Below are 15,079 nucleotides of genomic sequence, written 5' to 3' on the forward strand. Positions count from 1 at the left end.
TAGGATCAAAGTCATAAACACCTGAACTGTGCCCGCGGCGAAGGGGGCGTGAATGGAACACCCTCCGCACACTGTTCCATAGCGTTCCAAACTGTTCCATTCGACCGCGGAGGCCCCCGCCCCACGGCCTCCCCCTTCTCGCCAGTGGCATGGTGGGGGTGGAAGGGGTATAGGAGCCCCCCTCGCTTCCATCACGGTCATCGCTCGCCATGCTCCCGATCAGCCGCCGCATCGCCGACGAACTCCAGGTCCGCGAAGCCCAGGTCGCCTCTGCCGTCGCGCTGTTGGACGAAGGCTCCACCGTCCCCTTCATCGCGCGCTACCGCAAGGAGGCCACCGGCGGCCTCGACGACACGCAGTTGCGCACGCTGGAAGAACGCCTGGGCTACCTGCGCGAGCTGGAGGACCGGCGCGCGACGATCCTCACCTCCATCGCCGAGCAGGGCAAGCTGACGCCCGAGCTGGAATTGCAGGTCAAACAGGCCGACACCAAGACGCGCCTGGAGGATCTCTATCTCCCCTACAAGACCAAGCGCCGCACCAAGGCGCAGATCGCCCGCGAGGCCGGGCTGGAGCCGCTGGCCGACCTTCTGCTCGCCGACCCGTCCAAGGCGCCGGAGGCCGAGGCCGCCGCCTTCGTCGATGCCGGCAAGGCGGTCGGCGACGTGAAGGCGGCGCTGGACGGCGCCCGTCATATCCTGGTGGAGCGCTTCGGCGAGGACGCCGAACTGGTCGGCAAGCTGCGCGCGGACATGGCGGAAAAGGGCAAGGTCCACTCCAAGGTGGTCGAGGAGAAGCGCGCCGAGGGCGCCAAGTTCTCCGACTACTTCGACTTCGCCGAGCCGCTGGGCAAGGTGCCCTCGCACCGCGCGCTCGCGCTGCTGCGCGGCCGGGCGCAGGGCGTGCTCGACCTCAACCTCGACCTGGAGGTGCCGGAGGGCGAGAAGCACCCGGCCGAGCGCACCATCGCCGCGCACACCGGCATCAAGGATCTTGGCCGCCCGGCCGACAAGTGGCTGTCGGACGTGGTGCGCTGGACCTGGAAGCTGAAGATCGGCCCGCACATCGAGACCGACCTGATGGGCGGCTTGCGCGAGAAGGCCGAGGACGAGGCGATCCGCGTCTTCGCCCGCAACCTGCACGACCTGCTGCTGGCCGCCCCGGCCGGCATGCGCGCCACCATCGGCCTCGATCCGGGCATCCGCACCGGCGTCAAGGTCGCCGTGGTCGATGCCACCGGCAAGCTGGTCGAGACCACCACCATCTACCCGCACCAGCCGCGCAACGACTGGGACGGCTCCATCGCCGCCATCGCCGCGCTGGCCGTGCGCCACAAGGCCGAGCTGATCGCCATCGGCAACGGTACCGCCAGCCGCGAGACCGACAAGCTGGTCGCCGACTTGTTCGCCCGGCATCCCGAGCTGAAGCTGTCCAAGATCATGGTGTCGGAGGCCGGCGCCTCGGTCTATTCCGCCTCGGCGACGGCGGCGGCGGAGTTCCCGCAACTGGACGTGTCGCTGCGCGGCGCGGTGTCCATCGCCCGGCGCCTCCAGGACCCGCTGGCCGAACTGGTGAAGATCGAGCCGAAGTCCATTGGTGTGGGCCAGTACCAGCACGACGTGGCGCCGCAGAAGCTGGCGCGCTCGCTGGACGCGGTGGTCGAGGACTGCGTGAACGCCGTGGGGGTGGATCTCAACACCGCGTCGATCCCGCTGCTGACCCGCGTCTCGGGCCTCAACGAGACCATCGCCCGCAACATCGTCGAATACCGCGACGCGCACGGCGCCTTCCGCTCGCGCAAGCAACTGCTGGAGGTGCCGCGCCTCGGCCCGAAGACCTTCGAGCAGGCGGCGGGCTTCCTGCGCATCCAGGGCGGCGAAACCCCGCTGGACGCCTCCTCGGTCCACCCCGAGGCCTATCCGGTGGTCCAGCGCATCCTGAAGAAGACCGGCAAGGAGCTGGGCTCGGTGATCGGCGACGCGCGGTTTCTGCGGTCGCTGGCACCTGAGGATTTCACCGACGAGCGCTTCGGCGTGCCGACGGTGGAGGACATCATCAAGGAGCTGGAGAAGCCCGGCCGCGATCCCCGCCCGGAGTTCAAGGCGGCGGAGTTCAAGGAGGGCGTCAACGAGCTGAAGGACCTCCAGCCCGGCATGCTGCTGGAGGGCGTGGTGACCAACGTGACGGCGTTCGGCGCGTTCGTGGATGTGGGCGTGCACCAGGATGGACTGGTGCACATCTCGCAGCTCGCCAACAGCTTCGTGAAGGACCCGCACGCGGTGGTGAAGGCCGGCGACATCGTCAAGGTGAAGGTCCAGGAGGTGGACATCCCGCGCAAGCGCATCAGCCTGACCATGCGGTTGGCTGAGCCGGCGGCACGGCCGGCGCCGCAGCAGCGCGATGAGCGGCGCGGGGCTCCGGCGGCGAAGACCGGCCCGGCGCCGAAGCCGCAGCCGGCGAAGAAGCCGGAACCGGCGGCGGAAGGCAGCTTGGCGGACGCGTTTGCCAGGGCGCTGGCAGCCCGCAAGGGGTGACCTTGGTCCCCTCCCCCGGCGCGGCCGGGGGAGGGCAAGAAACTCACATCCCCAACCGCGCCTTCGTCCACTGCACAAGCGCCGCAGCCGGCATCGCTCCCGCCGTGCGGGCGATCTCGCGGCCCTTGTGGACCAGCGCCAGCGTCGGAATGCTCTGCACCCCGAACGCCGCGGCCAGGCGCTGTTCCTCGTCGGTGTTCACCTTCACCAGCCGCACCCGCGGCTCCAGCGCCTGCGCCGCCTGCTCGAAAGCCGGAGCCATGCTCCGGCACGGGCCGCACCACGGCGCCCAGAAATCGACGAGCAGCGGCAAGTCGCCCTTCTCCGCGTGCGCCGCGAAGCGGTCGCCGGTCAGCGCCACCGAATGCCCGTCGAACAGCGCGCGGCCACAGTTGCCGCACTTGCCGCGTCCGGCCGGCTTGTCGTCGGGCACGCGATTCACGGTGTCGCAATGGGGGCAGACGACGTGCATGGCTCCACTCCTTCAGCTTTTCCTGATGTAAGCAGGCTGGCGCCACAAAAAACCCCTCCCCCACAGGTCGGGGAAGGGGTCAGGATGGAGAGTCAACAACGGAGCGTCAGTTCATTCCGCCGCCACGAGGAAGCGTCGTTTCCCCGTCCCCCCAGGCTCGTCCACGGCGGGTGGGGCGAGCCCTAGGATAAGACCGACCTCTTCATTGGTCGGCTGGCGACGGTAGCCGGCGACGTAGCGCTCCAGCGCCGCCAGGCATTCCGTGATGGTTCCGGAGCCCACCGCCTTGCAGTCCTCGAAGGCGTGGGGGTCAGGGCGGAACCAGTGCGTCAGGTACGCCTCTTCAGTCCCGGTCAGACTGAGGGTGAGGGCGAAGCGGCCCTCGTGCCCGATGCGGGCGTGCGCCGCGCGCAGACGGGCCTGGACCTCCTCGATGGTCATCGCTTTGTTCTTCCTTCTCATGTCAGGCGGCCCTCTCCACCGATTGTTCCGCGCTGTGCCGGGCCCAGGCGGCGTCGCGGGCCAGCAGTTCGACCAGCATGCGCACCGGGGCCGCCGTCTCCGGCGGGGTGTCGGGGCGCAGATGGCGGGCCAGCTGCATCGCCATGCCGTCGGCCTCGGCCTCCACCCAGCGGGCGAACTGGCGGTACCGCTCGGCGCGGTTCCAGTACCAGCGCGGCATCTGGGCGTGGCTGCGCTCCATGTCGCCCTCCCAGGTGGCCATGCGGAACAGGCCGCTGGGAGAGCGTTCGGCGGATAGGTTCGCCATGGGCGTTACGCCGCTTCCTCGCGGCCCTCTTCGCGGCCTTCCTCGCGCCGGATGATCTCGGCCTTCTTCTGGGCGAACAGGCCGGTGATGCGGTGCTGCGCGGCCTTGTCCACCGAACCGATTTCGCGCAGCCGCGTGCCGGCACCGGCGCGCCAGACCTCCTCCAGATCGTCCAGGTCGAGGCAGGCGTTCAGGCGCTTCCTCACCTCGGCCTCGAACGCGGCAATGGCGTCGGGCTGAAGCTCCGGGTTGGACTTGGCGGCGTAGAACGCTTCCGACTCCTCGCGGTACTTGGAATCGTCGAACTGGCCCATGTAGACGTCGGCGGCGAGGCCGATCTGAAGCAGGCATTTGCCCACCGCATCGGTCATCGACATCTTGAAGCACTCGTCGTCCGGCGCCTCGATGCCGTTGCGCCGGCGCACCATCTCGGTGCCGCCCCACTGCGGGCCGGTCCAGCACTTCTCGCCGCTCGCCGGATCGACGTACCAGACGCGAGCGCAGATGAAGACCATGCGCTCGGCGATGGTCCAGTCCATCTGCTCATAGCCCCAGCCCTTGCCGACCGGGCCGAACACCTCGGTCATCATCTGGAAGCGCCACGTCGGGTCGATCTGCGTGCCTCGGAAGCCGCCCGCGCGGGTGAACGGCTTGGTCGCCTTGGGATCGGTCCGCTTCAGGCGGTTCCACAGGTCGAGCGTGTCGGTCTGCGGGCCGCTGATCTTCGGGCCATCGGTTTTTGTTTCGACCTTGCCCGTCTCGGCCACGGTGTCGGTCTTGCTCATACGTCCCATCGGTGGGGTCCCCTATACAAGCTTGCCCTTTCAGGGCTGTTGATCTCTCCCCTCACCCCAGCCCCCGTCGAGAACGGCGGACAAGCTAAGGTCAGCGGAGAGAACGGTGGTCGAATCCCAACGTTCGGCCCGGTCCAGCGCGCGGCGCGGCGGTTCGCCGTAGCGCAGGCTCAAGCGCCCGTCGCGGTCGCGCGCGAGATACAGGCCGGCGACGAACGCCACCCTGGCGTCGGCCGGCATCAGCGCCTTCAGCGCCGCTTCGGCATCGCGGCATTCCAGCGCCGCCGGGCGCCGCTCCACCAGCGTCGCGGCCAGCGCGGCGAAGCGGTTGTGGCGCGCCATGTCCACCACCCGCAGCGTCTCGTAGAGCGGCGCGTCGGCCGGCAGCGGGTCCGATGGCTCGACATCGTTCGCCACGTGCCACCAGAAGGCCTCCAGCGTGGCGAGCAACCGGTCGCATTCCACCTCCGAGCGCCGCACCCGCATCAGCGAATGACCGGTCGGGCGCAGGATCGACAGCATCCCGCGCTGCATCCCGGTCGCCAGGAACTGGTGCTGGAGTTGCCAGTGGTAGCGCTGCGCCAAGTCCGCATCGGACTGGAAGCCGCCGGAGAACTTCGCCTCTACCAGCGTGTCGGGCGCGCCGGCCGGCGCGCCGTCCCAGCTCAGAAAGTCCGGGTGCGCCACCAGCCAGTCATGCTCGGGATGGACGGCCGTGCCTTCGGCCGGAACGCAGGGCACGCCGGTGGCGTGCTCGACGAAGCGCGGGTGCAGGTGCTCGGTGGCGATGCCGATCTGCACGGCGGCAACGAGATCGAGGTTCGCCGGCTCGGCGCGCCCGGTCTTCTCACGCCACAGCGCGAGCCAGTCTCCGGCCATCACGCGCCCGGCGTCGGACGAGCCGACCCGCCCAGCCCGCAAGGCCCTCTGTTGCTCCGTGATCGCCATGCCGCGCCGTCCGATGCGAAGTTGCAGCCAACCCGGCGTTAACCATGGCGCCGGACTCTAAATATGGCTGTTCTTTCACACCGTTCAAGAACAAAAAGAGAACCTGCAACGTAGCCGTAAGGCGCGAAACATCGAAGACTCGAACAAAAATACGATTGCTTAAGCTGAAGCTTTCATTCTTCTTGCGCCACCGCCGCACAGGCGTGGTTTATATATCTTTTATTCAAACGCTGACATCGCGTTCCAGATTGCTGATCAGCTTGCCGAGCAGCCGCATCGCCTCGCGGGACTCCTCCTCGGTGAAGCCCTGGCCGGCGATGCCGTTGGCGTCACGGGCCAGCGCGGTCACCGGTTCCTCCAGCGCGCGGGCGCGGTCGGTCAGGTAGATCAGCACGCGGCGGCGGTCTTCCGGGTCCGGCACGCGGCGGATCAACTCGTCGCGCTCCATGCGGTTCAGCGTGTTCGCCATGGTCGGCTGCTCGACCTGGACGATGCGGCACAGCTCGGCCTGGCTGATCCCCTCGCGTTCCCACAGCGCCAGCAGCGCCGGCATCTGGCCGGGGAACAGCCCGTGCGGACCGATCCGCCGCTCCAGCGCCCGCGCGAACAGGCGCCCGAGGTAGTTCACGAGATAGCCGTACGATTCAGTGCGGCGCAGCGACATGGTGGGCATCCAGGCGGGGCAGCGGTGGCCGGGGTTATATCCGAAGGACTGAGGGGGTGGTCATACCATTGTTTGGTGCGCGAAAGAAAGCCGCAGCAACACGCACCGTGTTACAGCGGCCGCCCTGCCTTTTGCCCCGCTGGACAAGCCCGATTGCCGGCATAGACTCCCCAAAAAAGAGAATCGCGCACCGGCGCTCCATCGACGTTCGCACATCCGACAGGGAGGGATCTTCATGCGCAGTTTGGGTTCGACGCTCGGCGGTCTTGCGGTTGCCGCCAGCCTGATCCTGGGAGCGCCCGCGTTCGCTTATGACGGCATCGTCCAGAAGAAGATCTTCGAGATGCCGAGCTACACGACGACCGGCGGCGGCACCATCAAGAACGTCCGCATCGGCTGGGAGAGCTACGGCACGCTCAACGCCGCCAAGGACAACGCCATCCTGGTCACCCATTACTTCAGCGGCACGTCGCACGCCGCCGGCAAGTACAAGACCGAAGACAAGGCGCCCGGCTATTGGGACGCGATCATCGGCCCCGGCAAGCCGCTGGACACCGACAAGTACTTCGTCATCAGCTCCGACACGCTGGTGAACCTGGGCGCCAAGGACCCCAACGTGGTCACCACCGGCCCGGCCAGCATCGACCCCGACACCGGAAAGCCCTACGGCATGAGCTTCCCGGTGGTCACCATCCGCGACTTCGTCGAGGTGCAGAAGGCACTGCTGGACAGCCTTGGCATCAGGACGCTGCACGCGGTGATGGGCGGCTCCATGGGCTCGCTCCAGGCGTTCGAGTGGGCGGCCTCGCACCCGGAGATGGTCAAGCGCGTCATCCCGGTGATCGGCGGCGCCGAGTCCAACGCCTTCCTGATCGGCTGGCTGAACGCCTGGGCGGCGCCCATCAAGCTCGACCCCAACTGGAACAACGGCGATTACTACGGCAAGGCCGAGCCGGTGAAGGGTCTGGCCGAGGCGCTGAAGGTGGTGACGCTCCAGGCCAACTATTGGCAATGGTTCGATGCCAAGTTCGGCCGCAAGTTCGCTGAGGAGGGCAAGGACCCGCGCGCCTCCATGGCCAACCAGTACGAGGTGGAGTCCTTTCTCGACAAGGCCGCAGCCGCCCGTGCGGCGCTGAGCGACGCCAACCACTTCCTCTATCTGGTGAAGGCCAACCAGATCTTCGTGACCGGCAACGGCGGCTCGCTGGAAGAAGGGCTGGCGAAGATCAAGGCGCCGGTGCTGATGATCCCCTCGGCGAACGACATCGTGTTCTTCCCGGACGAGAACATGCGGGCGCTGAAGGCCAAGCTGAACGAGGGCGGCAAGGTCGAGTACACCGAGGCCATCACCGGCCCCATGGGGCATCTGGACGGGCTGTTCAACATCGCCAAGGCCGGGGACGCGATTGCGAAGTTCCTGGCGGAGTAGCCCCCACCCTCAGTCTCCCGGCAGCGGCCCGACATAGTGGGCCATCAGCTTGGCCTGATCGCCGATCCAGACGGTGCAGCGCGCGTCCGCCAGATCAAAGAAGTACACCTTGCCCGGCTTGCGCTTCTTCTGCGGGTCCGTCAGGTTCGCCCCGCCCGAGAACGCCACCGCGTAAGCGCGGTCCGGCGTGTGCGCCCAATAGAAGCTGCTTTTCTCCGGGATGAAGGCGCCACGCTGGCACAGGTGCGACAGCGTGGCGTCCCTGGTCGCCATCTCGGAGATCCCCTTGGGCAGGCGATAGACCACCTGCGCGCGGATGTGCTGCGTGCGCGGCAGGCCGGGCTGCGGCGTCACGTAGGGCTCGATCATGCCGTGCATGTGCCCCGGCTCGGTGCGTAGCGGCTCCCGCGCCGCGGCCGGCCCCAGAGCGAACGACAAGGCGGCCGGCAGCAGAGCCGCAAGCCACGGCGCCCGCATCAGCGCACCGACGGGTTGTTGGCGACGAACGCCACGAAGGGCAGCCGCTTCAGCGCGTCCGCCGCCATCAAATAGGCCACCGCGAAGGCCAACAGCGACGCCAGGAAATAGCCGTAGCCGTACCACGCGAAGCCCAACTCGCTGAACACCCAGGTCAAGCCGGCGTTGGCCGCCAGATAGAACAGCTGGACCAGCAGGTTGCGCAGCCGCAGGTCGAAGTAGGACAGGATGATGGTGGTGAACATGAACAGCACCTGGAAGAACGCCCCCAGCGTGCCGAAGCGGAACATGCCGATCTGCGCGTAGTGCAGCCCGAGCCAGCCGACGATGCTCGGCGCCATGAAGATGCTGATGGCACACACAGCACCCTGGAGGATGATGAGGTTGCGCGCACTCTCCAGCAGCGCCTGGATGATGAGCTTGTGGTTGCGGGCGATCTGCGCGTAGGTCGCGTGGCTCTGGATGTCGCGGTAGAAGGCCTGATAGCGCTCGAAGAAGCGCGTCTCGATGTTGACGGTGAACAGCGTCAGCGCCGGCACGATGGTCAGGTACGCCACGAACATGGCGCTGTCGTACGCCGTGTAGATGACCATGGCGCCGGACACCGTCTCGTGCTCCGGCGCGCTCCACATGATCCACTTGTCCACCCAGACCGCCAGATTGGCGACCAGCCCGATCAGCGCCAGATCCCAATAGCGGCGGAAATAGGCCAGGAAGGCGAAGATCCGCGCCACGCGGTACGGGTATTCGGCGAACACGCGGGCGATCAGCGCGAACTGGATGCCGGCCAGCCCGACGCTGAATCCCCACACCATCCCCACCCCGCCGGCCAGCGCCCCCAGCACCAGCGTCGCCGCGAAGCTCAGCAGCATGCCGGCGCCGAACGCGGTGGTGACCATCACATAGTCCTTCAGCGCCGACAGGAAGATCGACACCACCCAGATCCCGCAGACCAGGAAGAAGTTCACCAGCGCCGCGTAGGTCATGGCCGGCGACAGGTCGCTGAAGAACAGGTAGAACGGCCCGGCCGTGAGCGCCGCGATCCCGTACGCCACGCCCAGATTGGCCAGCAGCATGCCCGGCGCCGTATCCACCTGCTTCAGATAGATGGCGTCCGCCAGATAGCGCGTGGCGACCAGCACCAGCGGACCGGTCAGCACCACCGAGAAGCAGAAATTGTAGATGATGACGACGCGGAACAGCGTCAGCTCGTCCTCGGCCGCCAGATTGCGGCCCAGCAGATTGATGCCGGCCAGCGCCAGGATGGTGAACATCCACGGCCCCGACGCGATGAACGCCGAGTGTGCATAGCCCTGCAACACGCCGAGCAGATCGTCCCGGCGCGCCAGCTTGCGCAGCGCGAAGCCGATGCCCGCCATCTACGCGGCCCCCACGGAAAGATCGGGCACCGAGACATCGGGCATGGCGATGTGCTCGTCGTAGAGGGCACGGTAGATGCGGTCGATCTCCACCTTGTCGTAGTAGAGCCGCACGCGCTCCTTGATGGCGACGGCGCAGCGCTCGCGCCACATGTTGTCGAGCAGCAGCGCGCCCAGTTCGCGCGCCGTGTCCAGCGGCGAGGCCAGCGTGGTGATGGCGCCGCCCGCCCCCAGCGGCGGCTCCTCGTCCGGGCGGCCGAGCAGCAGTTCCGAGCACGAGCCCACGTCCGTCGCCACCGTCGGCACGCCCGACGCGCCGGCCTCCAGAATCACCAGCGGCTGCGCCTCCGACACCGAGGTCAGCGCGATGGCGTCCACCCGGCCCAGCCAGTCGGTCAGCTTGACGCGGCCGGCGAAGATCACCGTGTCTTCCAGGCCCAGGTGCTTGACGATGGTCCGGCACTCCTCGACGTACTGCGGATCTTCCTCCAGGGGACCGAGGATCATCGCCTTCACGTCCGGTATGTCCTCGCGCAGGATGCCGGCGGCGCGGATGAAGGTCTTCACGTCCTTGATCGGCACCACGCGGCCGATCAGCGCGATGGTCGGCGGCCGGTCGGCCGTGTCGCGCTGCACCTTGCTGTAGCCGGCGTAGTCGATGCCGTTGGGAATGATCTTCAGCTTGGCCGGGTCGGCGCCCTGGCGGCGCTGGAATTCCTGGTTGCCGCCGTACAGCGTGACGATCTTGTCGCAGGCGTCGTAGCAGGCTTTGGAATAGCTGGCGAAGGTGTCGAGCCAGAGGTCGCGCAGGTCGCGCTTCTTCTTCTCCACCGCCAGACTGATGTCGGAGCCCTCGAACAGCCACTCCGCCATCAGGATCTCGATGCGGCGCTCGTTGGTGTAGATGCCGTGCTCGGTCAGCAGCACCGGGCGCCCGGTTTCCAGCTTGGCGCGCGCCGCGAACAGCCCGGCGTAGCCGGTGGAGATGGCGTGGTAGACGCGCGCCTTGGGCATCGGCGCCAGCATGGTGGCGAACAGCCCGCCCATCAGCGCCCGCAACCCCCAGAAATACTCGAGGAACGAGGCGTCCGGCAGCGTCGCCTCATACAGCCGCACGACCATACGGAACGCGTCCTCGGAGTTCAGCAGCACCCGCCGGCCGATGCGCCCGCGCTTCGGCGCCAGCAGGCGCGCCACCTCCGCCACCTCGGCCAGCCCGCCGCCCTGCTGAAGCCGGCGCAGCGGCCCCTCCAGCCGGCGGAACAACTGACCCTGCCCGGCCGTCCACGGCCAGCCCGCATCGGGGTCCTGAAGGTAGACGTGGCTGAGCCCGGTCACGTTGGGCGGCAGGTCGTAGGCGAATTTGCGCGTTTCGCGGTCGGCGACCAGCGCCACCACGTGGAAGGTGAGGTCGGGGTGCGCCTTGATGAGGTCGTGCGTCCAGGTGGACACGCCACCCGCCACGTACGGGTACGAGCCCTCCATCAACAGACAAACGTCAGCGGGCTGGGCGGGGGGCTTGCTCATGCCGCCTCCCGCTCGTCGAACCACAGCCCGCCGTTCCACAGGCCGATCACGTCGCGCAGCGTGTCCGGCAGTTCGGCGTCCGGCCCGAAGATGTCGGGCCGCCGCTCGCACAGCGCGCGCAGGTCGGCGAAGCGGCCGAGGCGGAACAGGCTTTCCGCGTACCAGACCAGAATCCGCCGGTCGGAGGCTTGGTCCACCAGCGATTCCAGCGTGTCGGCAGCCTCCTCCACCAGATCCAGGCGCAGCAGCAGCCGGCCGAAATCGTGACGGATCTCCTCATCCGGCGCCATGGCGGTGCAGGTCCGGTACCCCTCCAACGCCTTCTGCCGCACCTCCGCCTCGCGGTTGGTGTCGAGCAGACCGCAGAACGCGTAATCGTCCAGATGCCGGGCCAGCGCGAAGCGCGTCGCCACGTCGTCCGGGTTGCTGGCGACCGCCCTGTCGAGCGCCTGCCAGCGCTCTGAGAACTCATGCTCCACCCGCGCGGTGGCGGTGGCGGCCTGCACGCGCACCGAGGGGTCGGCGTCGGACAGGCCCTCTTTGAGCGCCGGCGTGAAGGCCGGGCGGAAGTGGCGCGCCACCAGCGCGATGACCGCCTGCTTCTGCGCCGGGGTGCCGACCGCCATCACGTCGGTGAAGGATTCCGCCGCGGCCAGATGCGCCTGCTCGCGGCCGGAGACGATCAGCTCGTACAGTTCCTGCGCCGGTTCCACCTGGCTTTCCGGGAACAGCGACAGGTACCAGTCCTGGAAGCCCATGGCGAAGCGGCTGAAGATGGCGAACAGCACCGCGCACACCAGCGTCGCCGCCGGCCCGAGCGGCCCGAGGAACAGCGTCGTCAGGGCGAGCAGCCCCGGCAGCCGCAGGTCGAGCCCGCGCCGCTGCCGCGTCACCAGCCACAGCGCCAGCAGCACCGCCAGCCCCAGGTGCCCGGCAACGGCGCTGTACACCGCGCCATTGATCGGCCAGAAGCCGAAGGCCAGCAGGCCGATACCGGCCTCGGCGGCGAGGGCCGTCAGAGCGACGGCGACCAGTTCGAGGGTGGCGAGGCGCGGGGCATCGACAGGAAGCGATTCGTCCATCACGTCGCCTCCTCTTCCCGTTCGGCCACCCGCTCGGCGATAAACTCGATGCGCACGCCGGCCAGCGGCCTCGGCAGCGCGGCGCGCACGGCGCTCTCCAGCTTGGCGGCGACGATGCGCGCCTGCTCCACCGCCGTGCCCGGCAGCACGACGCCGTAGACCATGCCGTTGTGCCCGAAATCGCCGGCCAGATCGGTGTCGCGCAGGGATTCCCGCACGGCCTTGCCGATGGCGGCGGCCACCGCGTGGCGCTGGGCGGGGCTGAGGCGCGCCATGCCCGAGGGCTTGATCGTCACCATCGTCGTCTCGAAGCCCAGCCGCCGCCCGAGGTGCGCCAGGAATTCCGCCTGCCGGCCGATGAAGCCGGAGGTGTAGAGCGCGCCATCCTCGGTGGTGACGCGCTGATCGGCGGCCTCGCGGTACTGGCGCGCCTTGCCCAGCGCGGTGCCGATCCACTCGCACAGGATGCGGAAGTTCTCGACGCTGTGGACGCTGAGGTCCATGAACCCCAGGCTCTCCACCTTCACCATGCCGACCACGGCGCCGGTGTCCTCGCTGACCAGCGGACCGGCCAGCAGGCCCTGGCCCTGCAGGATGCGCTCGTCCTCCGGCCGCGCCACGCACAAAAAGCGCTGGCGCCCGACCACCGTCTCGAAGATCGGCGAGGCGGCGTCGAACCACCGGGCGTAGGTGTCGTCGTCCTCCCAGCCGTCGTTGGTGACGGACTCCAGCACGTCGTTGTTCAGCAGGAACAGCGAGAACTTCTCCGGCCGCATGACCGTGCGGATCAGGTCGGCGACGCCCAGCATGATCTCGCCCTCGTCCAGCTTGTCGATGGACTTGGCGGCCTGATAGAGCGTGAACACCGTGCGCAACTGGCCGGCGACGCGGGTTTCCAGGCTTTCCTTCACCGTCTTCAGCTGGCGGTAGGAGCGCGCGATGGCATCCGACTCCCTGCGCGCGGCGGCGAGCCCGGCGCGCAACTCCTCGCGCTCGCGCAGTTGGCGCATGCGCAGCTCGCCCAACAGCACCGCGGCGACCAGCCACAGGATCGGCTCGCGGCTGACGGCGTAGAGGTACTGGTAGAAATCCTGTGAAATCAGCTGTTCCGGCATGTTGCCGACGCGCAGCGCCAGGGTTGCCGCCATGGCCGCCAGCACCCCCTCGCCGGTGCCGTACTGCACGGCCAGCAGCAGCACCGGAATCCAGAACGGGTGCGGCTGCACGCTCTCGAAGCGGGCGCCGCCGGTCAGCGTGTCGAGCGCCAGCGCCGCGCCGAAGAACAGCACCAGTTCCAGCAGCGCCGCGCGGCGGAAGCCCAGCAGCCGCTTGGGCGCGTCCTCGCGCGTCTCCGGCACGCTGTCCGGTTCGAGTGTGGAAGCGCTCATGCGTCGGCCGTCCGCGTCACGTGCATCGCCCCAGCCTTAGCGCGGCAACGATAGCAACTGGTTAATACCGCCAAAGCAGGTACCCTCCCGCGGAATCCACGACGTTGCCGGTGCCGCGGGACGTGCTGATGGTGTGGCTGGCGCGCACGCCGGCCTCCAGCCCCTCGACGAACTCATAGGCCACCGCCCCCGCGGCGAACGGCCCGCCCTTGTTGAAGCGGTCGTACGACCAGCCGGCCTGCGCGGCGTAGCGGAAGCCGTTGTCGAAGCTGTCCTCCACCGCAAGCTGGAGCGAGTGCACCTCGCGCCGCGTCACCGGCAGCGGCGCGAAGGACAGCCCCTGCGGGTCCAGCCGCTCGACGCGGCGGCCGAGGTATTCGGCGTCCAGCACATAGGCGACCGAGGCGATCGGACGCTGGACGAGGAACGTGTAGCGCACCGCCCCCTCCAGCGAGGCGGTGCGCGCCAGATCGCCCTCCGCCCCCAGCCCGTAGCGGTTGAGCGCCCCGCCGAGCGTCGCCAGCCAGCGCTCCGACAGGCGTTGCTCGCGCAGCACAGACACGCGGTCGCGCCGGCCGGCGTTGACGATGCCCTCGACGAAGGTATAGGTCGGCTCCCGCAGGCCGATGGTGAACCGCGTCTGGCCACTGCCGTCGCGCAGGTCGTGGCCGAGCCCGGCGCCCAGCGTCTGCTGCGCGAAGAACAGGCTGGCGCGCGACTGGTCGAGCGAATCCCAATCGTGCACGAGGCTCAGTTCGCCGCGCGTGCGCTGACCGTGGAACGCCTCCAGCCGGCCATCGGGATGGCGCGCCTGATCGACGTCCAGCTTGCGCCGCTCGACCGTGGTGCGCAGCGCGCTGTTCCAGCCGACCTCCTGATTGCCGGTCAGCCGGCCGATGCGCTGCACGTCGGCGTTTCGGACATGGAAGATGTCGAAGTCCAGCCGGGCCTGATCGCCGAACTCGCGCAGCAGGCGCTTGCGGGCGTCCAGCGCCGGTTTGTTGTCGGGGCTGAGGTCCAGCGCGCGGCCGTACAGGCCGACCGCCTCGCGCCAGCGTCCCTGCCGTTCCGCCACCTGGGCCAGCAGGTCCACCGCCTCGCGGTCCTTGGGCTCGTCCTTCAGCATGGACGACAGCAGCCCGCGCGCCTCGCTGACCCGGCCGTCCTCCATCATGGTGACGGCGCGGAAGTAGTCGAGCCGGCGCTCGTCCTTGCGCTCGTCGGCGGTGAGGCGCGGGGCCGGGGCGAAGGCGACGCGCACGCCGCCGCGCGTGTCCGTGACGGTGGCCGTCACCTCCGGGGCCAGCACCAGCAACAGGCTGTCGTAGCCGTACTGCACGCCGTCCACCCAGCCGGTCAGCCGCTCGGAGATCGCCTCGACGCGCGCGTCGCCGATGGGGCGGCTGAAGCGCAAGACAAGCTCGCGGCCGTCCTGCGTGTGCTCGGCCTTCACGGCGCCCGGCCCAGCGCCAGACCAGGACAGCGCCAGCGACGCCGCTGCCTCGCTGCGCTCCGCCGCGATGCGCATGGGCTGGGCGAGCGCGGGGGTGGCGACAAAAAGGGCAAGGCCAAGGATCAAACCCCTCCCCCAGCCCCGCTGGGGGAGGATGGGTGGG

14 protein-coding genes are annotated in these 15,079 nt (G+C 68.7%); 2 read left to right on the plus strand and 12 right to left on the minus strand.

The features are described from left to right. The first annotated feature begins 209 nt into the window (after positions 1 to 209). Positions 210 to 2,534, plus strand: coding sequence for a Tex family protein (locus tag ACSVDD_RS13785; protein ID WP_448189930.1), 2,325 nt, complete (start codon positions 210 to 212; stop codon positions 2,532 to 2,534). A gap of 43 nt (positions 2,535 to 2,577) precedes the next feature. On the opposite strand, the gene trxC is transcribed toward ACSVDD_RS13785, so the two are convergent. From trxC to ACSVDD_RS13815, 6 genes are all read right to left on the minus strand, one after another. Beyond that, positions 2,578 to 3,006: a thioredoxin TrxC gene (gene trxC, locus ACSVDD_RS13790; protein ID WP_448189931.1), complete on the minus strand. Its 429-nt coding sequence runs from the start codon at positions 3,004 to 3,006 to the stop codon at positions 2,578 to 2,580. Between the two features lie 111 nt (positions 3,007 to 3,117). Beyond that, positions 3,118 to 3,447 carry a hypothetical protein gene (locus tag ACSVDD_RS13795; RefSeq protein WP_448189932.1) on the minus strand — a complete coding sequence of 110 codons (330 nt, stop codon included), beginning with the start codon at positions 3,445 to 3,447 and terminating at the stop codon, positions 3,118 to 3,120. Positions 3,448 to 3,469: 22 nt separating this feature from the next. Then, positions 3,470 to 3,775, minus strand: a complete 306-nt coding sequence (locus ACSVDD_RS13800) for a hypothetical protein (protein ID WP_448189933.1) — start codon at positions 3,773 to 3,775, stop codon at positions 3,470 to 3,472. Positions 3,776 to 3,780: 5 nt separating this feature from the next. After that, positions 3,781 to 4,560 (minus strand): hypothetical protein, encoded by a 780-nt coding sequence (locus ACSVDD_RS13805; RefSeq protein WP_448189934.1) that lies wholly within the window; start codon positions 4,558 to 4,560, stop codon positions 3,781 to 3,783. A 39-nt stretch (positions 4,561 to 4,599) separates the two neighbouring features. After that, entirely contained in the window at positions 4,600 to 5,517 is a 918-nt protein-coding gene (locus ACSVDD_RS13810; RefSeq protein ID WP_448189935.1) for a YqaJ viral recombinase family protein, read from the minus strand. Between the two features lie 223 nt (positions 5,518 to 5,740). Then, positions 5,741 to 6,181: a MarR family winged helix-turn-helix transcriptional regulator gene (locus ACSVDD_RS13815; protein ID WP_448189936.1), complete on the minus strand. Its 441-nt coding sequence runs from the start codon at positions 6,179 to 6,181 to the stop codon at positions 5,741 to 5,743. 235 nt (positions 6,182 to 6,416) lie between these two features. Between ACSVDD_RS13815 and ACSVDD_RS13820 the strand changes: the two genes are divergently transcribed. Beyond that, positions 6,417 to 7,610: an E22 family MetX-like putative esterase gene (locus ACSVDD_RS13820; RefSeq protein ID WP_448189937.1), complete on the plus strand. Its 1,194-nt coding sequence runs from the start codon at positions 6,417 to 6,419 to the stop codon at positions 7,608 to 7,610. Positions 7,611 to 7,619: 9 nt separating this feature from the next. On the opposite strand, the gene ACSVDD_RS13825 is transcribed toward ACSVDD_RS13820, so the two are convergent. The 6 genes from ACSVDD_RS13825 to ACSVDD_RS13850 all read right to left on the minus strand — a co-directional run bounded on the left by ACSVDD_RS13825 (position 7,620) and on the right by ACSVDD_RS13850 (position 15,042). Beyond that, positions 7,620 to 8,087, minus strand: a complete 468-nt coding sequence (locus ACSVDD_RS13825) for a DUF8265 family protein (RefSeq protein WP_448189938.1) — start codon at positions 8,085 to 8,087, stop codon at positions 7,620 to 7,622. Continuing rightward, positions 8,087 to 9,466: an exopolysaccharide Pel transporter PelG gene (gene pelG / locus ACSVDD_RS13830; RefSeq protein WP_448189939.1), complete on the minus strand. Its 1,380-nt coding sequence runs from the start codon at positions 9,464 to 9,466 to the stop codon at positions 8,087 to 8,089. The genes ACSVDD_RS13825 and pelG overlap by 1 nt, the downstream gene beginning before the upstream one ends. After that, entirely contained in the window at positions 9,467 to 10,993 is a 1,527-nt protein-coding gene (pelF, locus tag ACSVDD_RS13835; RefSeq protein ID WP_448189940.1) for a GT4 family glycosyltransferase PelF, read from the minus strand. Continuing rightward, positions 10,990 to 12,075: a tetratricopeptide repeat protein gene (locus ACSVDD_RS13840; RefSeq protein WP_448189941.1), complete on the minus strand. Its 1,086-nt coding sequence runs from the start codon at positions 12,073 to 12,075 to the stop codon at positions 10,990 to 10,992. Before ACSVDD_RS13840 ends, pelF begins: the two co-directional genes overlap by 4 nt. After that, positions 12,075 to 13,463, minus strand: coding sequence for a GAF domain-containing protein (locus tag ACSVDD_RS13845; protein WP_448189942.1), 1,389 nt, complete (start codon positions 13,461 to 13,463; stop codon positions 12,075 to 12,077). Before ACSVDD_RS13845 ends, ACSVDD_RS13840 begins: the two co-directional genes overlap by 1 nt. A gap of 61 nt (positions 13,464 to 13,524) precedes the next feature. After that, on the minus strand, positions 13,525 to 15,042 hold the full coding sequence (locus ACSVDD_RS13850) for a tetratricopeptide repeat protein (protein WP_448189943.1): 1,518 nt from the start codon (positions 15,040 to 15,042) through the stop codon (positions 13,525 to 13,527). Between the last annotated feature and the right edge of the window lie 37 nt (positions 15,043 to 15,079).

It is taken from the genome of Azospirillum terrae, from assembly GCF_053470425.1.